This window comes from Actinomadura geliboluensis (assembly GCF_043197915.1).
In the GTDB taxonomy this organism is placed as follows: domain Bacteria; phylum Actinomycetota; class Actinomycetes; order Streptosporangiales; family Streptosporangiaceae; genus Spirillospora; species Spirillospora geliboluensis.
This window is the reverse complement of record NZ_JBICUA010000006.1, coordinates 314945-338819: the sequence shown is the minus strand read 5'-3', so window position 1 is coordinate 338819 and position 23875 is coordinate 314945. Positions and strand designations below refer to the sequence as shown.

Genomic DNA, 23875 nt, shown 5'->3' with positions numbered 1-23875 from the left:
GGGGTGCCGCCGCGTGCGGTGCCCCGGCTCGCGGACACCCTGACTGACGACACGCGAGAGGCCCCTTCCGTCCGGGAGGGGCCTCTTCGCATGTCCGGGGCGTGTCGGGCCGCTCAGGGCCGTCCAGGGGGTCAGTAGATGCCCGCGGCGCAGCCGTCCTCGAACAGTTCCGGCCAGTACCGGCGGTCGCCGTCGTCGGCGAGTGGGCGGCAGGCGACGGGGTCGGCGGCGCCGAGGATCCGGATCAGGTTCGCGACGAGCGCGGCCTCCGCCCGGAGGAGGTCGTGGACGGGGTCGAGCAGCTGGACCCGGCGGATCAGCCATTGCGCGAAGGCGACGGTCGAGATGTCGGTGTTGATCGGGTGGGGCCGCGCGGGCTCGTGCGCCACCCCGGAATCGGGCAGCCGCAGCACTCCGTCCGCCCCGAATGGCTCCAGCAGTTGCTCGTGCGTCATCGCCGAACCCATCCGGAATGCCTACCACGGTGTGATTCGCCGGACGGGCCGGAATGGCGGGTTGGAATGACGAAGGCCCCGCCGACCGGCGGGGCCTTCCCAGGGGCGGGCTCGGATCAGCCGAACGAGCCGGCCACGTAGTCACCGGCGGGCTGCCGGGTGATGACGTTCAGCCGGTTCCAGGTGTTGATCATCGAGATGAGGGCGACCAGGGCGCCGAGCTGGTCGTCGTCGTAGTGCTTGGCGGCGTTGGTCCACGCCTCGTCGCTGACGCCCCCGGGGGTGTCGGCGATGCGGGTGCCCTCCTCGGTCAGCTCAAGGGCGGCCTTCTCGGCGTCGGTGAAGACGGTGGCCTCGCGCCAGGCGGCGACCATGTTGATGCGCAGCTGCGTCTCCCCGTGGTGCGCGGCCTCCTTGGTGTGCATGTCGACGCAGAAACCGCAGCCGTTGATCTGGCTGGCCCGGATCTCCACCAGGTGCTGCGTCGTGGTCGGCAGCCCCGAGTCCGCGACGATCTTGCCCGCCGACTGCAGGTACTTCATGAACTTGGGCATGATCGAAACGCCGTAGAGGTTGAGGCGAGCGTCCATGGTGTCTCCTTGAGGTATCTCCGCGTACACCAGGTTGACGTGACAGCCGTTTCGGTTGTGACAGCTCAGCCCTTGTGATCTGCTTCACGCGGGCCGTCCGGCGGAAAACGGCTGGCGGCGGCGGGGCCCGGTTCGGCATCGTGTGATCATGCTCGACGCCGCACAGCCGGACGCCTTCATCGAGGACGGGTTCGTCCGGATCGAGGGCGCGTTCCCCGGCGAGGTCGCGGCCGAGTGCCGGGACGTCATCTGGCAGGACTTGGGCGCCGACCCCGGCGACCCGGCCACGTGGCCGCGCACGGTGGCGGCCCGTCCGGACTACGCGCAGCCGCCGTTCGTGGCCGCCGCCAACACGCCGCGCCTGCACGCCGCGTTCGACGCCCTCGTGGCCCCGCACCAGCCTCGGCGGCTTCGTGATCCGCTTCCCGAGCGGCGAACCGGCCGTCGTGGACGGCTGGCACGTCGACGTGAGCTTCCCGGGCCCCGGTTCCGTCCCGGACGACTACATGACCTGGCGCGCGAACGTCGCGTCCAGGGACCGCGCGCTGCTGATGTTCTTCCTGCTCTCCGACGTCGGCCCGGACGACGGGCCGACCCGGCTGCGTCCCGGCTCCCACCTGGACGTGGCGCGCGTCCTCGAACCCGAGGGGGACCACGGCCTGGACGCTCGGGAGCTGGGCCGGCGGGCGGACGCCGCCACCGCGCACCGGCCGACCGTCCACGCCACGGGTCGTGCGGGTGACGTCTACCTGTGCCACCCGTTCCTGGTGCACGCCGGGCAGCCGAACACCGGGACGAGGCCGCGCTTCCTGGGGCAGCCGAAGCTGAGCCCGGCGCGGCCGCTGCACCCGGACGGCCCTTCGGCCGTGGAGGCGGCGATCAGGCGCGCTCTCGACCGGTAGCGATGTTCCCGCTGGCAGCGGGCACAATCGAGGGGTGGCTCCCTGGGTGCTGCACGTCGATCTGGACCAGTTCCTCGCGGCCGTCGAGGTGCTGCGCCGGCCGGAGTTGCGCGGGCGGCCGGTGATCGTCGGCGGCGACGGCGATCCGACGAAGCGCGGTGTGGTGAGCACCGCCTCCTACGAGGCGCGCGCCTACGGCGTCCACTCGGGGCAGCCGCTCCGCACGGCGGCGCGGCGCTGCCCGGACGCGGTGTTCCTGCCCGTGGACCGCGAGCTCTACGAGTCCGTGTCGGCGCGGGTCATGGAGACGCTGCGCGGGTTCGGCGCCGTGGTGGAGGTGCTCGGCTGGGACGAGGCGTTCCTGGCGGTCGACGGCGACCCGGAGGCGTTGGCGGCGGAGATCCGCGCCCGCGTCAACGCGGCGACGGGCCTCGACTGCACGGTGGGCATCGGCGAGAACAAGCTCCAGGCCAAGATCGCGACCGGTCTCGGCAAGCCGGCCGGGGTCTTCCGGCTCACCGGGGACACCTGGTTCGCGGTCCTCGGCGACCGGCCGACCGACGCGCTCTGGGGCATCGGGGCCAAGACGGCCAAGCGGTTGAAGGAGCTGGAGATCACCACGGTCCGGGAACTCGCGACGGCCGACCCGGGCGCGCTGGCCGAGCGGTTCGGCCCCGTGACCGGCCCGTGGCTGGTGCGGCTCGCCCGGGGCCTGGACGGTTCGCCGGTGAGTGACGCGCCGCACGTCCCGCGCTCCCGGGGCCGGGAGACCACGTTCCAGCAGGACCTGGACGACTGGGAGAACGTGCGCCGCGAGGTCTCCCGGCTGGCGCGCCGGGTCGCGGACGACGTGGCGGACGACGGCGGGAAGGTCGCCCGCGTGATCGTGAAGGTCCGGTACGCGCCGTTCACCACCCGCACCCACGGCAGCACGCTGGCCGCGCCGACAACGGCTCCGGACCGGATCGAGGAGGCCGCCCTGGCCGCGCTGGCCCGGTTCAGCGGCGGCCGTCCGGTGCGCCTGCTGGGCGTCCGCGCCGAGTTCGCCCGGCCGCGTCCCGTCACCGGGGCTTGACCTGCGGAGACACTCGCTTTTCTTGACCTTTTGTCGTGTTTTGGGCGGTTAGGGCCTGGGGATGAAGGTGGTCGTTGCCTGATGTACGCGACGGGGGAGCGAAGCAGATGAAGAGGGTCATGACCGGCGCACTGATCGCAGCCGTGGTCGGGGTCGGGGGCGTGGGCGGCGCGGCCGCCGCCCAGGCGGCCGATCCCGCCCAGGGCAAGGACGCGCGCCAGGACTGCCGCACGTACTCCAGCGTCACCGAGTGCGGCCAGCCGAAGCTGACCGAGAAGCAGCAGTCCTGCGTGAAGACTTCGGTCCAGCAGGGCATGACCGAACGGCGCGCCGTGGTGGAGTGCTCCGCCTTCGGCTGACCGCCGCACCGGCAAGGGGCCCGTCCGGGGGGGACGGGCCCCTTTCCATGTGCGGATCGCGTCCTACCAGGTGGCCGGGTACATCCGGTGCTTGAGCAGCCCGCCGACGACCTCGGCCGCCGCCTTCGCGTCCCCGCACGGGCACAGGTAGCCGCGCCGCCCCCGCCGGGCGTCGTGATAGGCCCACGCGCCATGCGGGACGGCCAGCACGCTCACCACGATCCCGACGCCCTCGCCGCCGTTCGCGTAGACCCAGAGCAGCGGGATCGGCGCGGGCCGGTAGACCTTGATGAAGCGCCAGCCCTGCGGCCGGAGCGCCACAGAGAGTGCGTCGAGGTGCCGGACGGCGGTCGCCCGCCCCAGCCGCGTCCGCCAGTACAGGGCGGACCGTTCCAGACTCAGCACTTCGCCCACGTGATCTTCCCGCCTTCGAGCAGCGGCCGCGTCCCCCACGCCACCGCGAGCCGCGACACCATCAGCAGCCCGCGCCCGCCCAGGGCCGCGTGATCCTCCGGCTGGACCTCCGGCATCCCGTCGCCGCCGTCCCACGCCTCGATGACAGGACGCCCGTCGTCCTCGTCCCGCAGCACCCGGAGGACGATCGGCCCCTTGCCGTGCACCAGCGAGTTCGTGACCAGTTCGGATGCGACGACCCGCGCGTCCGAGTCGTCCGAGATCCCCCACTCCCGGAACCACTCGGCCACGAACCGCCGCGCGAGCGCCGGCGCCTGCTCGTCCGGGTCGAGAACGATCGTCGTCCGCCCCTCATCAGGCGCGACCACTATCGGAGGCATCACCCACCACCTTTGACCGAGTCGTGAATCTTCGACGACAGTCAACCACAGGCGATGTACTCTGCGTTACAAACCACAGTACATGTGAGGCAAGTCAGGTTCCGTGCGCCCGTCCCGCTTGGGTATTGGTTGGGCGCCCTTTGCGAGGGAGGATGAGGACATGGCTCCACAGCGGATGCGCGGGACGGTCTCGCCGACGCTGCTCGCATTCGGACGCCGCTTCCGGCGGCTCCGCGAGGCCAAGGGCTGGACCCAGGACGCCCTGGCCCGCCGCGCGAACGGCGGCCAAGGCGTAAAACCGCAGTACATCGGTGCCATCGAGAACGGCCGCACCCGCTGCACCCGCGACTTCGCCGAGACGATGGACCACCACCTCGACGCGAACGGCGAGCTGCTCAACCTCTACGACGACTTGGTGAAGGACGCCAAGTTCCCCACGTGGTTCGACTGGCACACCGTCGAAGCCGAAGCGGACATGCTCCAGTCCTACCAACCGCTCCTGATTCACGGCCTACTCCAAGTCCCTGCGTACGCTTCTGCGCTTCTCAAGGGCGACAAGGATGCGGTTGAGGCGCGCCTCAACCGACAGAGCATCCTGACCAGGAAGAACCCGCCCCCGCCTGACTTCTCGGTCCTGCAGGACGAGGTCTCACTGCACCGGCTCACCGGCAGTCCAGAGATCATGAAGGAGCAACTGGAGCACGTTCTGCAGCTTGCCGAGGGAGGCATCGTCACCGTGCAGGTGGTCCCGAGTAGAGGAGAACACCTCGGCAACCTGGGCGCCTGTGCTCTCGCTACCATGCCTGACAGGAGCGAAATCGCTCACGTAGACATGACCGTACGTGGGATGACTCTCACCGATGCTGACGATATCGCGGGCGTAAGCAAAGCCCTCCTATCGGTTCGCTCGCTTGCTTTGCCCGTAGACCAGTCACTGCAAATGATTCGTAAGGTGGTAAGGGAACAATGGACCTGACCAAGGCTGCCTGGCGTAAGTCGAGCTACACCGGTCCTAACGGCGGCGACTGCGTGGAACTGGCCTCGGCCACCATGACGGTGGCTGTTCGTGACAGCAAGGACCCGGACGGCCCGAAGCTGCTGGTGACGCGCCGCGCTTTCGCGGCGCTGTTGACCGACTTGAAGCGGTAGGGGAACATGCGGCTGAGCGACGGTCTGTGGAGCGGTCGGCCCCATGCCCTTGCCGAGCAGGTGGTGTTCGCGGGCTCGCCGGGCGGTGGCACACCATCCATTTGAAGCGGATCAGGTTGGGGACAGTTCTTCGGTGGGCGGTGTCTGGGGCGGTTCCATGCCCAAACCGAGGTGCTCGCGCGCCCAGAGCTTGAACTCGCCTGGAGCGAAGGGAAGGCGGTAGTCGCCTTCCAACAGGTGATCGGCCAGCTCTGACACCAGGTCTAGGGTGAGCAGGCCTTCACGGACGCTGGCGCAGAGCAGGCCGAGGGTTCCTTGGTGGGGAACCTGGTGGTCCTTCGCAGCCTTTCGGGCTGCACCGTCATCGATGATGGCCGTGGCGCCATGCGCCTTCGCGTACGCGAGGACCCCTGCCTCGCCGACGTTGCGCCCGTCCGAGCCGACCAATAGGGCGCTGAAGGTGGCGAACTCCTCCAGCTCGGTCGTGAGGTCGCGCTGCTCGATCCATGGAGCGGCGAGTACGGCTCGGAGGTGCGGATGCTGGTGACCGCCGTCCCTTAACTCCCTGACGACCGTGTCGGGGATGACGGCCCGCCGCCTGCCGACAACGGCGCGCAGGCAGCCGAGCCAGCCCTCCTTCGCGAAATGACTGAGCGGGCCGGTGTCGAAGACGAGCACTTCCTGGCCGGTGCCCTCCATCAGACGAACTGCCAGATCTCACCCTCGGAACGCCTGGGGAGCGTAGGCAACGGCTCGTCTCCCCAGGTGTCGAACAGCAGGTCCAGCGCCCGTGCACTTGAGATCGTTTCCTCTCGGTACAACGAGAGGACCGCGCGCTCGTAGACGCGTGGAAGAGCCGGCGAAGCCAGTTCGTCGGCCACGACGAGGTCGTACTCGACGATGTCGGCGCGTGTCGTCCTGGTCTCACGAACCTTCTGCGCATCGGCGCCATCGATGATGGCGAGTTCGGCGAGCCGTCGCGCAAGAGTCGCCATGTCGACGCGGTAGGAACTGGCCATGCGGACCGCTGCTGAGCGGAGCCCGCCGTCGCCTGACGCGAACCGGTGCCAGTCCTCCTCGATGCTCGTCGGCGGTAGCAGGACGGCTCGGGCGAAGCGGTCGAGAAGGCTCTCTCGCCGTTCGGCATCTTGTGCTTCGGCGACGCGCCAGTCGACGGCGTACTCGTCCGCTACCAGGTAGTGGCCCAACTCGTGGGCGAGAGCGAGGCGCCTGCGGCCGACAGGTCTGTCTCCATTGATGATCGCCACCCCGCCGTGGCGGAGCAGGATTGTCGCGGCGTCGGCCGAATCCCTGCCGAGGTCGAACGAGAACGCCAGCAGTCCGATCGCCGCGAATGGCCCGGCCAGGTCTGTGATCGGTCCGCCTGGAGCAGCGCCAAGGAGTGAGCGAGCGTTCGCGGCCAGTTCCTCCGCTTGTTCGCGATCTCGGGGCATCGCTGCTTCCGGTGGGCTCGTGAGAGGCAGACGCCGCGAGCGCTCGGAAACGAACTCCACTGCCCGTGCGACTCGTTCGACCACGAGATCGATTCCGGGGCTTGGCGCGCCCGGATCCTGGGCGTTCCGCCGTGAGACGATCGCCTCCGGCGCGTCCTCCAGGAACCATTCGATACGGGTGCCCAACTCCTCCGCTACCCGCGCCAGCTCCAGCGCCGTCACGCGGCGGCTGCCACCCTCGATCTTGGCCAGGGACGAGCGTGCCAGAGCGAGCCGATCGGCCAGCGCCTCCTGCGTCAAACCGGCTCTGCCGCGCGCCTCGGCGATCCGCCGACCGATCTCCTCCGCGTCCACCGTCATGTGTTCCATAATAGAACATGGCGATGCGGGTGTCCGTGGGCACGGGAAGCCTTTCGTTGGCATAACCAATGTTGGCCGTGCCTGTGAAACATGGTTTTGTTGGTTGCGCCAACGACGTTGAGGGGCCGGGCCACTCGGGGAGTGGCCCGGCCCCTCGGGGGTGGGGACGATTATTGGCAGAGGGCTGTTTGGACGGCGGTCTCCATGTCGTCGCTCTGGGCGTCCGTGCCGCCCGGGTCGACGTTCACCATGACGGTCGCCTGGCGGCCGCTGGTCGTCGCGCCGCCGACGGTCTCGTAGCCGAGGATGTCGCCGCTGTGGCCCCAGTACAGGCCGCCGCAGGGGAGCGAGTGGCTCTCAAGGCCGAGGCCGTAGGCGCGGTGGTCGCCGTCACTCGGGTCGTCGGGGTTGGTCGGGCGGGTCTTCATCATTTCCCGTAGCTGGGCCGGGCGCAGCAGCCTGCCGCGCACGAGGGCGCCGAGGAACCGGTTGAGGTCCGGACCGCTGGAGATCATCGAGCCGCCCGCACCCGCGGCCGAGGGGTTGAACGCGGTGACGTCGAGGAGCGGCGCCGTGGGGCCCGGGCGCGCGTAACCCCGCGGGTGCGGTCCGGAGATCGTGGACGCGTCGGTCGGCACGGAGGTGTCGCGCAGGCCGAGCGGCTTGATGACGCGCCGGCGGATCTCCTCGCCGTAGGTGCGGCCGGTTACCTTCTCGATGAGCATCCCGGCCAGCAGGTAGTTGGTGTTGGAGTAGCGCCAGCCTTCACCGGGCTCGAAGACGCGCGGGTGGGCGAGCGCGAGGTCGACCAGGTCGCGGGTGTCGTGGTGGGCGAGTGGGTCCTTCAGGACCTCCCGGGGGTCGAGGTAGGTGAGGTAGTCGGGGATTCCGCTGGTGTGCTGGAGCAGTTGGCGGACGGTGATGACGCGCCCGTCGTTGCCGTTCCCGCGCACGACGCCGGGCAGGTAGCGCTCGACCGGCGCGTCCAGGATGACCCGGTGCTCTCCCACCAGCTGGAGGACGACCGTGGCCACGAACGGCTTGGTCATGCTGCCGATGCGGAACCTGCTGCCTGCGCGCATGGGCGCACCGCTCGTCACGTCCGCGACGCCGCTGGTCAGAGCGGTGCGGGTGCGGCCGTCCCGGACGTGGAGTAGCGCTCCCGGGCCGCCGTCGACCGTGGTCAGGCGGTGCATCAGTTCCCGCAGCGGAGCCTCGTCGGCGGTGGCGTCGGCTGCTGGTCCGCTCAGCGCGACACCGGCTGCCAGGGACAAGGCGAGTGCGCCGCGCAAGGTGCGCTTCTGCTTGGTCATGTGCTTCTCCTGTGAGCTTCGAAGAGTTCTGGTCAGGCCGTGGCGCGGGCGCCGGCGCCGGCGCGTGCTGGGGAGGACGAGCGCTGGCCGCGGGTGGGCGGGGCGAGGGCGACCCAGATGAGCGCCGCGCCCGCCGGGAGCAGGTCCAGGTTGACCGTGATGGCGACGAATCCGAGGGCGACCAGGACCGGGCTCAGGACGGCCACGGCCTTGCGGCCGGGGGTGGCGACCGCGAACTGGACGAGCAGCGCCACCAGCCCGAGCATGAAGAACACCGGCCCGATCTCGTAGATCGCCTGCGGGAGAACGGCCGGGACGTCGGCGTACCGGTCGGCGAGCATGCTCTTCTCGGCGGGGTCCGCGGCCTCCAGGCCGACGAAGATGTCGATGATCGCGACGCGGACGAACGTGAGCAGCCCGAACGCGGCGACCGCGCTCGTGACGCCCGCCGCGACCCGGCCGGCGGCGCCACCGGCCGTGGTCCGGATGCGGCCGTGCACGCCCGCGATCACCCCCGCGTACAGCAGGAGGGCGCCGAGGAAGAGCAGGTGACCCACGGTCCAGGCGGGTCCTGGCCCGTGCTGCCCGTCGCGGCCGTCGATGAGCCGGACGACCCCGTAGGCGAGCATGAGGGCGGGCGCGAGATGGAAGGCGATCCTGGACATGAGCGGTTCTCCCGGAGTTCGAGATCTGCGTTGTTGTGATCTCGATCTTCGCGAGAGACCGGTGGCCGGCGGATCGCCGCCGCGAGCGGTCTTCGGACATCGGTCGCGCGGGGGAGGACCGGGGCCCGGCTCCCTCGTGTGAGGGAGGCGTCCGGTCAGGAGGGCTCGATCAGCCGGGTCTCGTACGCGACGATCACTGCCTGGACGCGGTCGCGGATGCCGAGCTTGGACAGGACGTTGCTCACGTGCGTCTTCACCGTGTGCTCGCTGACGACCATCGCCGCGGCGATCTCCGCGTTCGACAGGCCGCGGCCGAGCAGCCGCAGCGTCTCGCGCTCCCGCTCGGTCAGCACCGACAGGCGGTCGGAGGCGGTGGCGCCCGAGCGCGGGCGGTCGCGGGTGATGTCGGAGATGAGGCGGCGGGTGACGGCGGGCGCGAGCAGCGAATCCCCCGCCGCCACCACCCGCACCGCGTGCACCAGGTCGTCGCGGCGCACGTCCTTCAGCAGGAACCCGCTCGCACCGGCGTAGAGCGCGTCGTAGACGTAGTCGTCCTGGTCGAACGTGGTCAGCATGATCACGCGGGTGGAGGTGTCGGCGCACACGACCTTCGCGGCCTCGATGCCGTCCAGGCCCGGCATGCGGATGTCGAGCAGCGCCACGTCGGGCGCGTGCTCGCGCACGGCGGCGATCGCGGCGGACCCGTCGCCCGCCTCGCCCGCCACCTCGATGTCGGGCTGCGCGTCCAGGATCATGGCGAAGCCGCTGCGGACCAGCTCCTGGTCGTCGGCGAGCACGACCCGGATCACGCGGTCACCGCCGCGTAGGGGAGCCGCGCCAGGACGCGGAACCCGCCGCCCGGCAGGGGACCGGCCTCGGCCGTCCCGCCGCAGGCGGCGACGCGCTCCCGGATGCCGATGAGGCCGCTGCCCCCGCGCCGCCATCCCGCGTCGGCGCCGCCACCGCCCTGCCCGTCGTCGGTCACCGTGATCTCCAGTTCGTGGTCGGTCCAGCGGAGCCGGACCTCGGCCTCCCGCGCGTTGGCGTGCTTCACCGTATTGGTGAGCGCCTCCTGGACGATGCGGTAGGCCGCCAGATCGGCGTCGGCGGGGAGCGCGCGGCTCGCGCCCTCCACCGTGAGCCGCACCCGGACCTGCGTGCGGTCGACGTGCTCGACCAGCTCCGGCAGCGCGCCGATGGTGGGCTGCGGCGCGCGGACGCCGTGGTCCTGCTCCTCCTTGAGGACGCCCAGCGTGCGGCGCAGCTGGGCCATCGCGTCCCGGCCCGCGTCGGCGATGGCGTCGAAGACACGTTCCGCCCGGTCGGGATCAGTGCGGACCACGACCGGACCGGCCTCGGCCTGCACGACCATGATGCTGACGGCGTGCGCGAGCACGTCGTGCATGTCGCGGGCGATGCGGGACCGCTCCTCCGCCGCCGCCCGCGCCGCCTCGGCCTCGCGTTCGCGTTCGAGCTGCGCCGAGCGCTCCACCAGCGCGTCCGACCGCTCCCGCGCGGTCCGTGCGAGCGTGCCCAGCAGGAACGCCGTCATGGGCAGGAGCAGCGTGAACATGAACTCGGCCGCGTCGTTGTCCTTGATGAGCAGCGCGCCGGGCGGGATCGTCGCCACGAGCACGGCGATGAAGCCCCAGCGCTGCCAGCGGTACCGCCCGAGGTCGGCGAGCGTGTAGACGGCCACCAGCGCGCCGTACTGCAACGCCTGGCCGGGCCGGTCGTACAGCGACACGGCCATGGCGAAGGACGCCACGACCAGCGCGACCGCGAACGGCGCCCGCCGCCGCCACACCAGCGGCACGACCGTGCCGAGGTTGACCACCACGCCGAGCGGCGACACCTCCGGCGCCGTGGCGAACGGCACGAACACCGGCACCGCGACGGCGGCGGCGACCAGCACGTCCACGAGACGGCCGGCCCCCGCGCGCGGGGAGAGACCGAAACCACGGAGCCGATCGGACATTCCCCCAGTATCGCGGCCGGACCGGGCATGATCGCCTCAGTCGTGCGAGGGATATCCCGTCCGGCGACCGGGGACGCGGAGGCCGCGCGCCAGCGCGGGGATCATCACCGCCGCGGGGACGAGATGCAGCACCAGAAGGGTCACGGTGGTGGCGGTGCCCGCCCCCGAGACGAGGGGCGGGACCAACGAGATCGCCGTCAGCGATACCGCCGTCCACACGAACCGCGCGGCGGGACGAGCGCTCCAGCGGAGGAGGGCGGCGGCGATGGCGATGCCCACGACCGAGAAGAAGCCGGTCACCACGGCGAATCCGGGCAGCGGGATCTGCTCGCCGCCGTCGGGGATCTCGAAGTCGACGCCGGCGGCCTGAGCGAGTGCGGCGGCGAGGGTGGTGGCCGCCATCGCCGCGAGCGCGGCGACGAGGCCGGTACCGGTGAGTCTGCGGAATCGGTGGGGCGATGCGGGGGCTGCGATGACGTTCATGCCGTCCTCCAACGGGCGGTGCCTGGCACAGTGCGGGGCGGAGCGCACCCCGCGCCGTGCGACGGCGGGGGCTGCGCAGGGCGGAGCTACTCCGTGCCGTCGGCCGGCAGGCGCTTGGGCAGCCCGAGGCGCGGGAACTGGTCGGCGTGGAACGTCGTGATCTCGGTGATCGCGCCGCCGGTGATGCGCAGGACGTCGACCGTGAGCGGCAGGTAGGCGCCCTCACGCTCCCGCCACTGGTAGAAGCCGAGGGCGGGCTGCCGGTTCACGGAGGTGGGGACGGCGCGCAGGCCCGTCATGCCCACGAAGCCGTCCTCGACCCAGTCGTTCACCACCGCGTCGCGGCCGACCTGCAGGCCCGGAGTGGGCGGCATCGAGCACCGGACGTCGTCGCGCAGCAGGGCGGCGAGCGCGTCGATGTCGGTGGCCACGCTGGCTTCGGTGAAGCGGCGCACCACCTCGCGCGTCCCGGTGTCCTCCTCGCCGCCGGTCCAGTCCTGCCGCTCGGCGGGCAGGTGCTCCCGCATGCCGGCGCGGGCCCGCTGCAGCGCGCTGTTCACGGAGTTGACCGAGTCGCCGAGCAGCTCCGCGACGTCCTTCGCCGGCCAGCCGACCACGTCCCGCAGGATCAGCGCGGCCCGCGGCCGCGGTGCCAGGTGCTGGACCGCGACCAGGTAGGCCAGCTCGATCGTCTCCCGCGCGAGCGCGACGGCCTCCGGCTCGTCCGCGTCGCCTGCGGGCACCTCGTCCAGCAGCCGGTCCGGGTAGGGCTGCAACCACGGCACCTCACCGCCGGTCGCGGGTTCCGGGCGGCGCTTGGCGAGCAGGTCCAGGCAGGCGTTGGTGGCGATCCGGTACAGCCAGGCCCGGAACGTCGACCGCCCCTCGAAGGTCTCGCGCCGCCGCCAGGCGCGCAGGAACGTCTCCTGCACGGTGTCCTCGGCGTCCTCGAACGACCCGAGCATCCGGTAGCAGTGCACGTGCAGCTCCCGCCGGTGCCGCTCCGCCAGCCCCGTGAACGCCGGCTCGTCGACCTCGCCCAGACCGCTCACGCTCAGCTCCTCCAGCCACGTGTCCGCCCTCATCGCGTCATCCTTCCCCTCGTCGTGTTCCGTCACAGGTATGACGGGGGCGGGCGCGACAACTCATCACTCGTACGCTGAGCCCGCTCATGCCCGGCCGCAGAGCACCGTCCAAGGGATGTCGAGCGCGGAGCAAATGCCGGTGGGAACGCGTGCCTCGGGTGACGGAAGCCCTCCGGAGGAAGGGGCCCCACCACGGCGAAGCCGCGCGAGCGCCAGAGGGTGACGGCTCGCGCGTTGGTCTCCACGACGCCGTTCTACTGGATGGCCCGGAACCCGTCGGCCCGTGCCTGTTCGAGCACGTGATCGCAGAGCGCCGATCCCGCGCCCCGCCCCGAGGCGCGCCGGATCCACCATGAAGCTCGCACTGGCGATGTGGGCGGCTCCCCCGCGATGGTTGCGGACGCCGTTGGCGGTGCCGAGGACCTTCCCGTCGGAGCGGTCATGCGTTTCCCCTCCTTCCTCGTCATGACGTGGGTGTCGCCTGGTGGCAGGTCGGGCGGTCAGAACGTGACGGGGTAGTTGCTGCGGATCGTGTGGTGCGGATCGTGGCCGTGCTTGACGGCGCGCAGCCGGGCCAGGGCGTCGGGTGCGAAGGCGTCGGCGGCGGTCTCTCCCGGAGTCAGGAAGGTGTAGGGCTTGCGTCCGCTGATCGCGGGCGCGAGACCCTGGACGAGGTCGCGCTGCCGTGCCCGGATGGCAGCGCGGGACTCGGGTGAGGTCGGCACGCCGAACAGGTAGAGGGCGTACGGCTCGGTGAGGGGCCCGTGCGGGCTGTCGGAGGGGCGGGTGAGGGCGCCGCCGAGATGGCGGACCTGCACGCTCATCAGCGGGTCGATGGGCTCCGCCAGCAGGGCCTTGGCCGTCTGGTCGTCCATCGTGGTGAGCAGCTCTCCCCGCGAGATCCCGGCTCCGGGCTCGGTCGGCTCGGCCGTGATGGAACCGAGTTCGGCGACCGGCAGGGGTCCGCGGCCGTCGGACAGTGTCGCGCCGAGCCGCTCCAGCGGGCGCAGCAGGTCCCTGCCCTCGGCTGGATCGCCCAGGTAGGTCGCGTCCACGGCGGCCATCGGTGTGGTCCCGGGGAAGCTCAGCAGGTCGAACCAGACGGTGAGGGCGTCCGGTGCCGTGGCGGTGATCTCCCGGTAGGCGTCCAGGACGTCGGCGGCCCGGTCGGCGGGCCACAGCATCCGCCCGCCGTAGAGTTCGGGCGCGGGGTGCAGGTCGAACTCCAGTGCGGTGACGACCGCGTGGTCGCCGCCCCCGCCGCGCAGGGCCCACAACAGCTCGGAGCCGGCCGTCGCGCGGAAGCGCTCGCCGTCGGCGGTCACGCCCTCGAACGCGGTGACGCTGTCGGCCGCCCAGCCGTAGGCCCGGGAGAACCAGCTGAGCCCGCCGCCGAGGGTGTAGCCGGTCACGCTCACCACGGGGGAACTGCCGGGCAGCCCCGTCAGGCCGTGCTCGCCGGCGACCCGCTGGACCTCGCCCCAGCGCACGCCCGCTCCGACCCGCGCGGTCCGGGCGGCGGGATCGACCGACACCTCGTCCAGGTGCCGGGTGCGCAGCAGGAGCGCACCGTCCAGGTCGCCGGTGGCGCCGTGCCCGCTGGGCTGGGCCGACACCCGCAGCCCGCGGGCGCCGGCGTACCGGACCAGCGCGGCGACGTCGTCGGCGTCCACCGCCTCGACCACCGCGGGCACATCCTGCTCGACGGCCAGGTTCCACGGGCGGCGGGCCGGGTCGAAGCCGCCGTCTCCGGGAAGCAGCACCCGGCCGCGGACGAGTTCGCGCAGTTCGCTGAGAGCGTTCACAGCGGTGTCTTCTCCAAGGTCGTTTCGGTGGCCGGTGAGGATTCGGCCGGGGAGGTGGAGGCGTGCTCGCGGGCGGGGGTGAAGCCGAGCGCGGCCAGGGTGGTCAGGGCGATGCCCGCCGCGGCGACGAGCATCGCCGTCCGCAGGCCGTCGGCGGTGGCCGCGCGCAGCGCCGGGCCGGTGAGCCCGTCGGTGCCGGCGTTGGCGACGGCCACCAGGACGGCCAGGCCGACGGCGCCGCCGATCTGCTGGGTGGTGGAGACGACCCCGGAGGCGACGCCCTGCTGGTCGGCGGGGGTCTGGGAGGTCGCCGCGCCGAACATCAGGGTGTAACCGGCGCCCTGTCCGACCCCGAGGACCACCAGCCCCGGGACCAGCGCGAGGTAGGACGCCCCGGTGGCCAGCGTCATCGCGAGGACGACCGTTCCGGCCAGGCCGACGAGCAGACTGCCGATCATGGTGGGCCGCACGCCGCGCGCGGTGGCGAGCCGTCCGGCCAGCTGCGATCCGGCGACGATCGCGGCCATCGGGACCAGGAAGGCCAGACCGGTGCGCAGCGCGCTGTAGTCGTGCACCGCCTGGAAGTAGACGGTCAGGAAGTACAGCAGGGTCCCGAAGGTGCCCATGTACAGGAAGGTGACCAGCGCTCCCGCGCCCAGGTCCCGGCCGCGCAGCAGCCCCGGCGGCAGCAGCGGATCATTGCCGCGCCGCTCGATGGCCACGAACGCCGCCAGCAGCAGCCCCCCGGTCACCGCCGCGACGACCACCAGCGGGGACGTCCAGCCCGATTCGGGGCCCTGCACCAGCGCGACTACCAGCAGCGTGGTCCCGGCGGTGGCGGTCAGCGCCCCGGCCGCGTCGAACCGGCGCCTCGCGCCCCCGCGTTGCCGGGGCCGGGTGGGGATCAGCGGCAGCGCGGCCAGTGCGGCCGCGCCGGCGAGGGGCACGTTGACGAAGAAGACCGCCGTCCAACCGAACGCGTCGGTGAGCACCCCGCCCAGCAGCGATCCCAGGATCATGCCGCTGCCGCCGGCGGTGCCCCACACCGCGAAGGCGCGGTTGCGTTCCCGGCCCGGCGCGAATCCGGTGCTGATCAGTGTCAGGGTCGCGGGGAAGAGCAGCGCCCCGCCCAGGCCCTGGGCGGCCCGCGCCGCCACCAGCGGCCAGGCCGCCTCGGCCAAGCCGCCGACCAGTGAGGCCACCGCGTACAGACCGAGGCCGGTCACGAACATCCGCCGCGGGCCGAGCAGATCGCTGGCGCGGCCGCCCAGCAGCAGGAATCCGCCGAAGGCCACCGCGTAGGCGCTGACCACCCACTGGAGGGTCTGCGCCGAGAAACCGAGGCCGTCGCCGATCTCCGGCAGCGCCACATAGACGATGTTGTAGTCGAGGGAAATGATCAGTTGGGCGAACGCGAGCAGGGCCAGCGCGGGCCCGGGACGCGGGAAGGTCGTCGACATGGGGATTCTTCCTTGGCGGGGTACAGGGACGTGGACGGTCAGGCGGCGAAGATCGCGGCGGGGTCGCCGGTGTACCAGGCGTTGTCGATGCGCAGCCGGCGGATCACCCAGCGGTCGCCGTCGCGGACCAGGTCGACGGCGTAGGGGTTCTTCAGCAGGGCGAAGGTGCCCCGGTCGGCGGCGAGCAGGTGCTGGGCCTCCACCAGCGCGGTCAGGCGCGCGGTGTCGCCGTCGACCACGATGCGCGGGTTGGTGACCTGGTGGGTGGTGTCCACCCGTCCGGTGAACAGGCCCAGGATCGTGGTGACGATCGTGTCGCGTCCCACCATCAGCGGCGGCCGGCCGCCCCACTTCGCCGCAGCGGGAGCGAAGTCCAACTCGGCGTCGGCGGTGAACGAGGAGCCGAACAGCTCCGCGTCCTTCAGGTCCTGCCCCAGCCCGAACCGGTACAGCGCGTCGACGATCTCGGTGCGGTCGCGCAGCTCCGCCACGGTCTTCTCGTGCTCGGTGGCGGGGGCGGACAGGGCGTGGGCGTCGGTGACGTACATAGCGGGCTCCCGTGCAGGTCAGGTTGTCGGTGAACTGCTCCAACCCTTGCCGGGCACCGACGCCTGATCAACGCCGCCCTGTGCAATGATCGTGAAGTCTGGATTCACGATGCGGGGTGGGGATGCTGGAACGACACGAGCTAGACGCCTTTCTCACCCTGGCCGAGGAACTGCACTTCGGGCGGACCGCCGAGCGGCTGCACATCTCCACCACCCGGGTCAGCCAGACCATCGCCAAGCTGGAGCGCCGCGTCGGGGTGCCGCTGTTCAACCGCACCAGCCGCCGCGTCGAGCTGACCGCGGTCGGCCGGCGGCTGGAGGCGGAGATCCGGCCCGCCTGGACCGAGATCGGCGCCGCGCTCCAGCGCGCCATCGACGCCGGCCGCGGCCTCACCGGCACCCTGCACGTCGCCTTCGTCGGCGCCGCCGGAGGCCAGCTCTGCGTCGGAGTGACCGAGGAGTTCGGCAGGCGGGAACCCGGCTGCGAGGTCCGGCTGCGCGAGGCGCAGATGTCCGACGTCTTCCCCTGGCTCCGCGACGGCGAGGTCGACATGATCCTGGCCCCCCTGCCCGTGGACGAGCCCGGCATCGCTCGCAGCCCTGTGCTCGTCCGTGAGGCGCGGCTGCTGGCCGTCCCCTCAGATCATCCCTTCGCCCGCCGGGAGTCGGTGTCCCAGGAGGATCTGGCCCGGGTGCGGCTTTTCCGACGTCCCGAAACCGTGCCGGAGACCCTGCAGCGGAGCTTCACCCCGCGCGCCACCCCGGCCGGACACCCGATCGAACACGCCCCCGGGACCTCGACGTTGAATGAGACCCTCACTCTCGTCGGCGCGGGCCAGGGCTGCTTCGTCGTTGGTGCGCAGGTCCGGCGCTATTACGCTCGCCCCGACGTGTCCTACATCCTCTTCAACGACGCTCCGCCCATGGAATGGGCCCTGTGGTGGCGTGCGGACGCCGCCACCGCCCGCGTCCGCGCCTTCAGCAAGGCCGCCGTCACGCTGCTTCGCGGTTGACCCGGGCCCTCTTCGGCCGCGCGTGACCCACTCAATCGGTTTCGGACGTCTGTTGGAAGGGGCGGACCCGAGCAGGCGGGCCGGCCGCAACCGCTCGACAAGGGAGAAGGCGCGAAGGGCCCGTCCCGGGTGGGACGGGCCCTTCAGGCAGGGGTCAGCGCGGGGGCTGGGCGTTGGTCCATTCGGCGACCTCGAACGCCTGGTACGCGGCCAGCTCGCCGGGCTTGTGGAAGCGGTCGGGCATGTTCTCCGCCTTCAAGGAGCGCGGCTTGCCGTTGTCGCCCGGGGGGAGCGGCCGGCTGCCGTGCGGCGGGGTCGCGACCAGGTCGCGGATCGCCAGCAGGGAACCGGTGCCCGGGGCGACGATGAACTGGCGCCGGTAGGTGCCGAGCTGCTTCGGCGCCGTGAACAGGCCGAGCGGCGCGGTCGTCTTCAGCGGCAGCGACACCGCCGTCCCGGGCCGGCCGAGCGGGTCGGTCGCCGGGCCCTCGGCCTTGACGCCGGGCAGGCCCGCCAGCATCCGGAACACCGCCGCGCGCACCGCGGGCGGCGCGGGCGCGGTGGACAGCAGCGTCCCGGCCACATCGCTCAGCGCCCGGATCCGCTCCTGCCCCCGCAGGGCGCGGATCGGCTCCTCCTTCTCACCGTCCTTGGAGACGGCGTGCCAGTGCCCCTTGAGGTTCAGCAGCACCTTCTCCAGTTCCTCCGGGCTCGTGGGCAGCTCGGCGATCTGGCGCGGCGTCATGCCGTAGAACCGTTCGACGGACTCCGGCCACGGCATACGGCCGCTGGTGCGCTCCGACATGTCCAGGCGGAACCCGGCGTCTCCTCCTTCCGGGTTCGGAATGGTGACCCATTCGGGCGAACCCGCCGCCCGCCACTTCTCCTTGTCCTGCGCGGTGAGGGGGACGTCGGGCATGTCGATGTGGGTGAGGCGGCTGCGCCCGGCGGCGTCGATCCACGTCTCATTGCCCTGCCGCGAATCCACCTTGTAGTGGTTCGACGCGCTCTTGCCGACCGCGTAGACGTCGCCCATGACTGTCTTGGTGTGCCAGTAGCGCCCATTGGGCGCCTTCTGCGCGTTGGTCGCGGCCACCAGCAGGGCGTTGCCGGGGGTGATGACCGTGGTCCCGTGCCGGCCGGGTGTTGGGTCCTCTCCGGGCTGCAGGACGACGGCGGTGACCGCCCCGGCGGTGACGGCGGCGGTCGCCGCGACCGCGATCAGCGGCATCTTCAGGCCGCGCCGGGGCCGCTCCCGGGCGCCGCTGCGCCAGTCGGTGCGCAGGGCGAGGCGCTCCGGGCTCTCCTCCTCCGCCAGCGCCGTCCGCATGCCCCGCAGGGCGTCGAGCTCATCCATGGGTCTCCTCCTGGGGAAGGGCCTTGCGGAGCTTCTTCCGGGCCCGGTGGATCTTGGCCTTGACGGTGCCGAGCGGCAGGTCGAGCGTCGTCGCGATCTCGGCGTAGGACAGCTCGGCCCACGCCAGCAGCAGGACGGCGTGGCGCTCCTGCGCGTTCAGCGACGCGAGCGCCTTGGCGAGGCCCGGACCGAGCGCGGCGGCCGACGCGCGGTCGCTCGCCACGTCGGCGACGCCGTCCTCGGCGGGGTCGGTCCCGGTCCGGGCGAACGCCCGGTACATGCGGGTCTCCTGGCGGTGGTGCCGGGCGATCAGGTTGGCGGCGATGCCCCACAGCCAGGCGCCGAACTCCCGGCGCCCGTCGAACCTCGCCCGCTGCCGGAACGCGGTCGCGAACGCCTCCGACACCAGGTCGTCCGCGAGGGCCGGCCCCAGCCGCCGCTTTATATAGGCGTGCAGCCGCGGCGCGTGGCGGCGGAACAACTCGCCGAACGCCTCCGGGTCGTCCAGCGATGCGGCGACGATCCGGGAATCGTCGAGCTGTTCGCCCTCGGCACGGCTCACCGCGTGCATGCGCGTGTCTCCATGGAGTGCCTCTCCGGGCCTAGAGGATGCTGACACCCTCCTCTATCCCGAAGCCCCCGCCCCGGTTGCGGCCGTCGCGGGACGGGCGCGGAAGTCGGCCGGCGGGGGTGGTGATGTGCCGGGCGGCGCGGCACCGTGGAGGGGTTGAGAGGAGTTGCCCATGGAACAGGTACGGCTCGGCACCACCGGACTGAAGGTCTCGCGGATCTGCCTCGGGATGATGAGCTACGGCGACCCCGCGGTGCGCAAGTGGGCGCTCGGCGAGGACGAGGCGGAGCCGATCGTCCGGCGGGCCGTCGACGGCGGGGTCACCTTCTTCGACACCGCCGACGTCTACTCGCTGGGCGTGAGCGAGGAGATCACCGGGCGCCTGCTCCCGAAGCTCTTCGCCCGGCGCGACGACTACGTCCTGGCCACCAAGGTCTGCATGCCCATGGGGGACGGGCCCAACGACCGCGGGCTGTCCCGCAAGCACATCATGGCCGGCATCGACGCCTCGCTCAGGCGGCTGGGCACCGACTACGTCGACCTCTACCAGATCCACCGCTGGGACTACGAGACGCCCATAGAGGAGACCATGGAGGCCCTGCACGACGTGGTGCGGGCGGGCAAGGCGCGCTACATCGGTGCGTCCAGCATGTACGCGTGGCAGTTCGCCAAGGCCCAGCACACCGCCGAGACGCACGGCTGGACGAGATTCGTCTCAATGCAGAGCCACTACAACCTCCTCTATAGAGAGGAGGAGCGGGAGATGAATCCGCTCTGCGTCGACCAGGGGGTGGGCCTCATCCCGTGGAGCCCGCTGGCGCGCGGCATGCTCGCCGGGAACCGGGAGCGGGGCGGCGAGCGCAAGACCGTCCGGTCACGGAACGACGCCTTCGGCGACGGCCTCTACACCGACGACGACTTCGACGTCGTCGACGCCGTCCGCGAGGTCGCGGGGGAGCGGGGCGTCCCGGCCGCGCGGGTGGCGCTCGCGTGGCTGCTCGGACGGCCCGGGGTGACCGCGCCGATCGTGGGAGCGACGAAACTCACTCACATGGACGACGCGATCGCCGCGGAGCGCCTCGAACTGGACGAGAAGGAAGTGGCGCGACTGGAGGCCCCGTACCGTCCGCACGCGGTCTCCGGGCACTCCTGACGAGGCGGGACGAACCCGCCCCCGGGCCGGGAACTGCCCGGGGGCGGTCGGCGTCTATCAGGGGTGGTGATTTGCGATCCTGCGGGCGATCGGGGCAGGCTGTGGACGAGAACGCCCACGCATGGCAAGACCGCCACGTGGTGACATGGGTGAAGGTTCGGAGGCGGCGACAAGCGCCGCCCGCCTCCGGGCCCCCGGGAGCTGAGGAGCCCCGGACCGACGGCGCTGAAGGAGCCCGACGATGACCGAGAACGACGGCACGCAGGGACCGCAGAGGCCGTTGCCGGAGGACGAGGGGCAGCAGGCGCAGGAGCGGCAGGAGCCGCCCGCCCGCCCGCTCGGGGACCGCACCGTGGTGTTCGGCGCCCCGCAGCTCGGCGGCCAGCCCGGCGCGCCCGCGCCGCCGCCCGAGCCGCGCGAGGAGGAGCGGCCCGCGCCGCCTCCGCCGCCGCCCACCATGGTGGAGCAGCCGATGCCGCAGTTCGGCGAGCAGCCTCCGCCGCCGCCCCCGCAGCCCTACGGCGCCCCGCAGGAGCAGCCGCAGTACGGGCAGCCGCCCGCCTACGGTTCGCCCGGCGGCCCCGGTGGCCCCGGCGGCTTCACGCCCCCGCAGGACCCGCAGCAGTACGTCCCGCCGGGTGAGCAGCAGCAGTACGGCCAGCCGCAGCCCGGCTACGGGCAGCAGCCTCCGCAGCAGCAGTCCGGGTACCCGCAGCAGCCGTACGGGCAGCAGCAGTACGGCCAGCCCGGCCAGTTCGCGCCGCCCGAGCCGCCCGCCGCCCCGCCCGCGCCCGCCGAGCAGTCGCTCCCGCAGCCCGAGCAGCCGCAGGAGGGCATCGGCGACCGCACGGTGATCGTCCCCGGTCCCGGCACCGGCGCGCCCGAGCCCGAGCAGCCGCAGCGGCCCGCGATCGACGACCAGGCGACGCTGCACTGGTCGCCCGGCACCGACGTCCCGGTCGCCACCGGTCCCGAGCGGCGGCAGGAGCCGCCGGCCGAGCCGTGGCAGGCGCCCGCGCCGCCGTCGACGCCGGAGCCCTGGTCGCCGGAGGCGCCGCAGCCGGGACAGGGCCGCGAGCAGGCCGACCACGAGCGGACGATGATGGTGCCGCCGCCCGAGTCCGGCTTCGGCGCCGGCTCGACGACGTCCGGCCCCTCGCCCTCGGTGGACGACCTGTACCGGCCGCCCGGTGAGAGCGGCGTCGAGGACGCGCGCCCCACCGAGGCGTTCGACCCGTCCGCCCCGTCGCAGGGCCGGCACGCCGCCGCCCCCGAGGCGGGCGGCCTCGGCGACGCCACCCGGCTCGACATCGGCCAGCAGCAGTGGGGCCAGCAGCAGCCGCAGCAGCCCCAGCAGCAGGCGCAGCAGCAGTTCGGGCAGCAGCAGTACGGCCAGCCCGAACAGCAGCAGGGCTACGGCCAGCAGCAGCCGGGCGAGCAGCAGCGCGGGTTCGGGCAGCCCGAGCAGTACGGCCAGCCGTACCAGCAGCAGGGCTACGGGCAGCAGGGCCAGCAGTTCGGCCAGCCCGGCGAGCAGCAGCAGTACGGCCAGCAGGGCTTCGGCCAGCCCGAGCAGCAGGGGTACGGCCAGCAGGGCCAGTTCGGGCAGCCGGGCCAGTACGGCCAGCAGCCCGGCGGCTACGGCGCCGGCGCCGAGGAGGGCAAGGGCGGCAAGAACATGCTCTGGCTCATCGTCGGTGGCGTCGCCGTCGTGGTGATCCTCGTCGTCCTGGTGGTCGCCTTCGTCATCTAGCGGCGGCACCGGCGCGGGTATGACGCGCGTCACAGAGCGGTAGGGGGCGGCCTCCGTCCGAGACTCCCAGTGGACCCACTGAGAGGCCCGGACGGAGGCCGTCTCGCTGCCGCTGACGGCCGTCCGCCATGCGCCGGTCCTCACCGCGGGCCGCGCCGCCGCAGGCCGGCGGCCGAGGCGTAAAAGTTGGCCCATGTCTTCCCCGCGGCGGGAACGTGGGACACAATGCCGACAGACGCCCACCCCGGACGGACGCCTCCGGGTGGGGGAACATCCGTCGGTATTTCGTCGTTTACCGTCCCAGGGAGAAGGCTCCCTACCTGTCCCGCGGCTTGCGTCGCAGGGGCGCGCGCGGTAGTGCGCGCTCGCTTTGCACTTTGGTCTGTGGATAGGTAACCTCTTCACTTGCGCCCGCTCTGCGGGCCACTGTGCGTGCGCGTCGGCGAGGCCGGTCGGCCAGCCCCAGCGCCGCATCTACTCCCCGGCTTGATTCGGCCCTTTCAGGGGCCGGGCGGTCTGTGTCGGTTTCGCGCGGGTGTATTTCCGTGAGGCGGCGACACGCCCGACCGCGTGGGTCGGAGAGGTCGGGAAACCGGCAGGTCACAGCCTCGCCTGAGGTGGTGATTGCAGCAATAAGACTTACCGGCTCGGTACGAGGAAGACGGAGACGCGGTGCCCACGATCCAGCAGCTGGTCCGAAAGGGCCGCCAGGACAAGGTGACCAAGAACAAGACGCCCGCGCTCAAGGGCAGCCCCCAGCGCCGGGGCGTCTGCACGCGCGTCTACACGACGACGCCCAAGAAGCCGAACTCCGCGCTTCGCAAGGTCGCCCGTGTCCGCCTGACCAGCGGGATCGAGGTCACTGCCTACATCCCCGGCGTCGGTCACAACCTGCAGGAGCACTCGATCGTGCTCGTGCGCGGCGGCCGTGTGAAGGACCTCCCGGGCGTTCGGTACAAGATCATCCGCGGGGCCCTCGACACCCAGGGCGTCCGGAACCGCAAGCAAGGGCGCAGCCACTACGGCGCGAAGAAGGAGAAGAGCTGATGCCGCGCAAGGGCCCTGCTGGCAAGCGCCAGCTGATCGCTGACCCGGTGTACAACTCGCCGCTGGTCACCGCGCTCATCAACAAGGTTCTCCTGGACGGCAAGCGCTCGATCGCGCAGAGCATCGTGTACGACGCCCTTGAGGGCGCGCGCGAGAAGACCGGCAACGACCCGGTCGTCACGCTGAAGCGCGCGCTCGACAATGTCAAGCCCACCCTGGAGGTCCGCAGCCGCCGCGTCGGTGGCGCGACCTACCAGGTCCCCGTCGAGGTGCGGCCGGCCCGCAGCACCACCCTGGCCCTGCGCTGGCTGGTGCTCTACGCCCGGCAGCGCCGCGAGAAGACCATGACCGAGCGGCTGATGAACGAGCTGCTCGACGCGAGCAACGGTCTTGGCGCGTCTGTCAAGAAGCGCGAGGACACGCACAAGATGGCGGAGTCCAACAAGGCCTTCGCCCACTACCGCTGGTAACCCCGGCGATCTGCAACGACGAGACGACGCGAGGAC

Annotated in this window: 27 protein-coding genes; 10 read left to right on the top strand and 17 right to left on the bottom strand. The window is 72.0% G+C overall.

Annotation, left to right across the window (positions count from 1 at the left end; all coding sequences use genetic code 11):
* Positions 1-131: 131 nt before the first annotated feature.
* Both ACGFI1_RS21645 and ACGFI1_RS21640 read right to left on the bottom strand, forming a co-directional pair.
* Entirely contained in the window at positions 132-467 is a 336-nt protein-coding gene (locus ACGFI1_RS21645; protein ID WP_392787324.1) for an SUKH-4 family immunity protein, read from the bottom strand.
* A 104-nt stretch (positions 468-571) separates the two neighbouring features.
* On the bottom strand, positions 572-1045 hold the full coding sequence (locus ACGFI1_RS21640) for a carboxymuconolactone decarboxylase family protein (protein WP_138637360.1): 474 nt from the start codon (positions 1043-1045) through the stop codon (positions 572-574).
* Between the two features lie 413 nt (positions 1046-1458).
* Here ACGFI1_RS21640 and ACGFI1_RS21635 point away from each other — a divergent pair, with 413 nt between their 5' ends.
* From ACGFI1_RS21635 to ACGFI1_RS21625, 3 genes are all read left to right on the top strand, one after another.
* The gene (locus ACGFI1_RS21635) at positions 1459-1947 is read left to right on the top strand and encodes a phytanoyl-CoA dioxygenase family protein (protein ID WP_392787322.1); all 489 of its coding nucleotides are present in this window, start codon (positions 1459-1461) and stop codon (positions 1945-1947) included.
* Between the two features lie 34 nt (positions 1948-1981).
* Positions 1982-3022, top strand: a complete 1041-nt coding sequence (locus ACGFI1_RS21630; protein ID WP_392787318.1) for a DNA polymerase IV — start codon at positions 1982-1984, stop codon at positions 3020-3022.
* 107 nt (positions 3023-3129) lie between these two features.
* The gene (locus ACGFI1_RS21625) at positions 3130-3381 is read left to right on the top strand and encodes a hypothetical protein (protein ID WP_392787315.1); all 252 of its coding nucleotides are present in this window, start codon (positions 3130-3132) and stop codon (positions 3379-3381) included.
* A 63-nt stretch (positions 3382-3444) separates the two neighbouring features.
* On the opposite strand, the gene ACGFI1_RS21620 is transcribed toward ACGFI1_RS21625, so the two are convergent.
* Both ACGFI1_RS21620 and ACGFI1_RS21615 read right to left on the bottom strand, forming a co-directional pair.
* Positions 3445-3786 carry a hypothetical protein gene (locus ACGFI1_RS21620; RefSeq protein WP_392787312.1) on the bottom strand — a complete coding sequence of 114 codons (342 nt, stop codon included), beginning with the start codon at positions 3784-3786 and terminating at the stop codon, positions 3445-3447.
* Entirely contained in the window at positions 3780-4175 is a 396-nt protein-coding gene (locus tag ACGFI1_RS21615) for an ATP-binding protein (protein ID WP_392787310.1), read from the bottom strand. The genes ACGFI1_RS21620 and ACGFI1_RS21615 overlap by 7 nt, the downstream gene beginning before the upstream one ends.
* A 160-nt stretch (positions 4176-4335) precedes the next feature.
* Here ACGFI1_RS21615 and ACGFI1_RS21610 point away from each other — a divergent pair, with 160 nt between their 5' ends.
* Positions 4336-5151, top strand: a complete 816-nt coding sequence (locus tag ACGFI1_RS21610; RefSeq protein ID WP_392787307.1) for a helix-turn-helix domain-containing protein — start codon at positions 4336-4338, stop codon at positions 5149-5151.
* Positions 5142-5324, top strand: a complete 183-nt coding sequence (locus ACGFI1_RS21605) for a DUF397 domain-containing protein (RefSeq protein ID WP_392787305.1) — start codon at positions 5142-5144, stop codon at positions 5322-5324. The genes ACGFI1_RS21610 and ACGFI1_RS21605 overlap by 10 nt, the downstream gene beginning before the upstream one ends.
* Before the next feature lie 111 nt (positions 5325-5435).
* On the opposite strand, the gene ACGFI1_RS21600 is transcribed toward ACGFI1_RS21605, so the two are convergent.
* The 11 genes from ACGFI1_RS21600 to ACGFI1_RS21550 all read right to left on the bottom strand — a co-directional run bounded on the left by ACGFI1_RS21600 (position 5436) and on the right by ACGFI1_RS21550 (position 16475).
* Entirely contained in the window at positions 5436-6023 is a 588-nt protein-coding gene (locus ACGFI1_RS21600; protein ID WP_392787303.1) for a hypothetical protein, read from the bottom strand.
* Positions 6023-7138 (bottom strand): helix-turn-helix domain-containing protein, encoded by a 1116-nt coding sequence (locus ACGFI1_RS21595; RefSeq protein WP_392787301.1) that lies wholly within the window; start codon positions 7136-7138, stop codon positions 6023-6025. The genes ACGFI1_RS21600 and ACGFI1_RS21595 overlap by 1 nt, the downstream gene beginning before the upstream one ends.
* A 170-nt stretch (positions 7139-7308) precedes the next feature.
* Positions 7309-8451 (bottom strand): serine hydrolase domain-containing protein, encoded by a 1143-nt coding sequence (locus ACGFI1_RS21590; protein ID WP_392787299.1) that lies wholly within the window; start codon positions 8449-8451, stop codon positions 7309-7311.
* Positions 8452-8483: 32 nt separating this feature from the next.
* On the bottom strand, positions 8484-9116 hold the full coding sequence (locus tag ACGFI1_RS21585) for a hypothetical protein (protein WP_392787297.1): 633 nt from the start codon (positions 9114-9116) through the stop codon (positions 8484-8486).
* A 155-nt stretch (positions 9117-9271) separates the two neighbouring features.
* Positions 9272-9925 (bottom strand): response regulator, encoded by a 654-nt coding sequence (locus ACGFI1_RS21580; protein ID WP_392787294.1) that lies wholly within the window; start codon positions 9923-9925, stop codon positions 9272-9274.
* Entirely contained in the window at positions 9922-11094 is a 1173-nt protein-coding gene (locus ACGFI1_RS21575; protein WP_392787292.1) for a sensor histidine kinase, read from the bottom strand. The genes ACGFI1_RS21580 and ACGFI1_RS21575 overlap by 4 nt, the downstream gene beginning before the upstream one ends.
* 36 nt (positions 11095-11130) lie before the next feature.
* Positions 11131-11577, bottom strand: a complete 447-nt coding sequence (locus tag ACGFI1_RS21570; protein WP_392787289.1) for a DUF6069 family protein — start codon at positions 11575-11577, stop codon at positions 11131-11133.
* Between the two features lie 86 nt (positions 11578-11663).
* Positions 11664-12662 carry an RNA polymerase subunit sigma-70 gene (locus ACGFI1_RS21565; protein ID WP_392787287.1) on the bottom strand — a complete coding sequence of 333 codons (999 nt, stop codon included), beginning with the start codon at positions 12660-12662 and terminating at the stop codon, positions 11664-11666.
* A gap of 500 nt (positions 12663-13162) precedes the next feature.
* Positions 13163-14467 (bottom strand): FAD-binding oxidoreductase, encoded by a 1305-nt coding sequence (locus ACGFI1_RS21560; RefSeq protein ID WP_392787285.1) that lies wholly within the window; start codon positions 14465-14467, stop codon positions 13163-13165.
* Complete coding sequence (locus tag ACGFI1_RS21555; protein WP_392787283.1) at positions 14464-15927, bottom strand: MFS transporter; 1464 nt, start codon at positions 15925-15927, stop codon at positions 14464-14466. Before ACGFI1_RS21555 ends, ACGFI1_RS21560 begins: the two co-directional genes overlap by 4 nt.
* 38 nt (positions 15928-15965) lie before the next feature.
* Complete coding sequence (locus ACGFI1_RS21550) at positions 15966-16475, bottom strand: nuclear transport factor 2 family protein (protein ID WP_392787280.1); 510 nt, start codon at positions 16473-16475, stop codon at positions 15966-15968.
* Between the two features lie 122 nt (positions 16476-16597).
* Here ACGFI1_RS21550 and ACGFI1_RS21545 point away from each other — a divergent pair, with 122 nt between their 5' ends.
* Positions 16598-17488: a LysR family transcriptional regulator gene (locus ACGFI1_RS21545; protein WP_392732653.1), complete on the top strand. Its 891-nt coding sequence runs from the start codon at positions 16598-16600 to the stop codon at positions 17486-17488.
* 154 nt (positions 17489-17642) lie between these two features.
* Here the strand turns inward: ACGFI1_RS21545 and ACGFI1_RS21540 are convergent, their stop codons facing one another.
* Both ACGFI1_RS21540 and ACGFI1_RS21535 read right to left on the bottom strand, forming a co-directional pair.
* Positions 17643-18845, bottom strand: coding sequence for a CU044_5270 family protein (locus ACGFI1_RS21540; protein WP_392787278.1), 1203 nt, complete (start codon positions 18843-18845; stop codon positions 17643-17645).
* Complete coding sequence (locus ACGFI1_RS21535) at positions 18838-19416, bottom strand: RNA polymerase sigma factor (RefSeq protein ID WP_138637349.1); 579 nt, start codon at positions 19414-19416, stop codon at positions 18838-18840. Before ACGFI1_RS21535 ends, ACGFI1_RS21540 begins: the two co-directional genes overlap by 8 nt.
* A 172-nt stretch (positions 19417-19588) precedes the next feature.
* Here ACGFI1_RS21535 and ACGFI1_RS21530 point away from each other — a divergent pair, with 172 nt between their 5' ends.
* The 4 genes from ACGFI1_RS21530 to rpsG all read left to right on the top strand — a co-directional run bounded on the left by ACGFI1_RS21530 (position 19589) and on the right by rpsG (position 23839).
* Positions 19589-20569 (top strand): aldo/keto reductase, encoded by a 981-nt coding sequence (locus ACGFI1_RS21530; RefSeq protein WP_386874521.1) that lies wholly within the window; start codon positions 19589-19591, stop codon positions 20567-20569.
* 241 nt (positions 20570-20810) lie between these two features.
* On the top strand, positions 20811-22322 hold the full coding sequence (locus tag ACGFI1_RS21525) for a hypothetical protein (RefSeq protein WP_392787276.1): 1512 nt from the start codon (positions 20811-20813) through the stop codon (positions 22320-22322).
* A gap of 672 nt (positions 22323-22994) precedes the next feature.
* Positions 22995-23369 (top strand): 30S ribosomal protein S12, encoded by a 375-nt coding sequence (rpsL, locus tag ACGFI1_RS21520; RefSeq protein WP_089324469.1) that lies wholly within the window; start codon positions 22995-22997, stop codon positions 23367-23369.
* Positions 23369-23839, top strand: a complete 471-nt coding sequence (gene rpsG / locus ACGFI1_RS21515; RefSeq protein ID WP_067806994.1) for a 30S ribosomal protein S7 — start codon at positions 23369-23371, stop codon at positions 23837-23839. Before rpsL ends, rpsG begins: the two co-directional genes overlap by 1 nt.
* The last annotated feature ends 36 nt before the right edge of the window (positions 23840-23875 follow it).

Coding starts and splice junctions, on each gene's coding strand:
- ACGFI1_RS21645 (WP_392787324.1), bottom strand. CDS start 467: ATGGGTTCGGCGATGACGCACGAGCAACTGCTGGAGCCATTCGGGGCG.
- ACGFI1_RS21640 (WP_138637360.1), bottom strand. CDS start 1,045: ATGGACGCTCGCCTCAACCTCTACGGCGTTTCGATCATGCCCAAGTTC.
- ACGFI1_RS21625 (WP_392787315.1), top strand. CDS start 3,130: ATGAAGAGGGTCATGACCGGCGCACTGATCGCAGCCGTGGTCGGGGTC.
- ACGFI1_RS21615 (WP_392787310.1), bottom strand. CDS start 4,175: ATGCCTCCGATAGTGGTCGCGCCTGATGAGGGGCGGACGACGATCGTT.
- ACGFI1_RS21610 (WP_392787307.1), top strand. CDS start 4,336: ATGGCTCCACAGCGGATGCGCGGGACGGTCTCGCCGACGCTGCTCGCA.
- ACGFI1_RS21605 (WP_392787305.1), top strand. CDS start 5,142: ATGGACCTGACCAAGGCTGCCTGGCGTAAGTCGAGCTACACCGGTCCT.
- ACGFI1_RS21600 (WP_392787303.1), bottom strand. CDS start 6,023: ATGGAGGGCACCGGCCAGGAAGTGCTCGTCTTCGACACCGGCCCGCTC.
- ACGFI1_RS21595 (WP_392787301.1), bottom strand. CDS start 7,138: ATGACGGTGGACGCGGAGGAGATCGGTCGGCGGATCGCCGAGGCGCGC.
- ACGFI1_RS21590 (WP_392787299.1), bottom strand. CDS start 8,451: ATGACCAAGCAGAAGCGCACCTTGCGCGGCGCACTCGCCTTGTCCCTG.
- ACGFI1_RS21585 (WP_392787297.1), bottom strand. CDS start 9,116: ATGTCCAGGATCGCCTTCCATCTCGCGCCCGCCCTCATGCTCGCCTAC.
- ACGFI1_RS21575 (WP_392787292.1), bottom strand. CDS start 11,094: ATGTCCGATCGGCTCCGTGGTTTCGGTCTCTCCCCGCGCGCGGGGGCC.
- ACGFI1_RS21570 (WP_392787289.1), bottom strand. CDS start 11,577: ATGAACGTCATCGCAGCCCCCGCATCGCCCCACCGATTCCGCAGACTC.
- ACGFI1_RS21565 (WP_392787287.1), bottom strand. CDS start 12,662: ATGAGGGCGGACACGTGGCTGGAGGAGCTGAGCGTGAGCGGTCTGGGC.
- ACGFI1_RS21555 (WP_392787283.1), bottom strand. CDS start 15,927: ATGTCGACGACCTTCCCGCGTCCCGGGCCCGCGCTGGCCCTGCTCGCG.
- ACGFI1_RS21550 (WP_392787280.1), bottom strand. CDS start 16,475: ATGTACGTCACCGACGCCCACGCCCTGTCCGCCCCCGCCACCGAGCAC.
- ACGFI1_RS21545 (WP_392732653.1), top strand. CDS start 16,598: ATGCTGGAACGACACGAGCTAGACGCCTTTCTCACCCTGGCCGAGGAA.
- ACGFI1_RS21540 (WP_392787278.1), bottom strand. CDS start 18,845: ATGGATGAGCTCGACGCCCTGCGGGGCATGCGGACGGCGCTGGCGGAG.
- ACGFI1_RS21535 (WP_138637349.1), bottom strand. CDS start 19,416: ATGCACGCGGTGAGCCGTGCCGAGGGCGAACAGCTCGACGATTCCCGG.
- ACGFI1_RS21530 (WP_386874521.1), top strand. CDS start 19,589: ATGGAACAGGTACGGCTCGGCACCACCGGACTGAAGGTCTCGCGGATC.
- ACGFI1_RS21525 (WP_392787276.1), top strand. CDS start 20,811: ATGACCGAGAACGACGGCACGCAGGGACCGCAGAGGCCGTTGCCGGAG.
- rpsG (WP_067806994.1), top strand. CDS start 23,369: ATGCCGCGCAAGGGCCCTGCTGGCAAGCGCCAGCTGATCGCTGACCCG.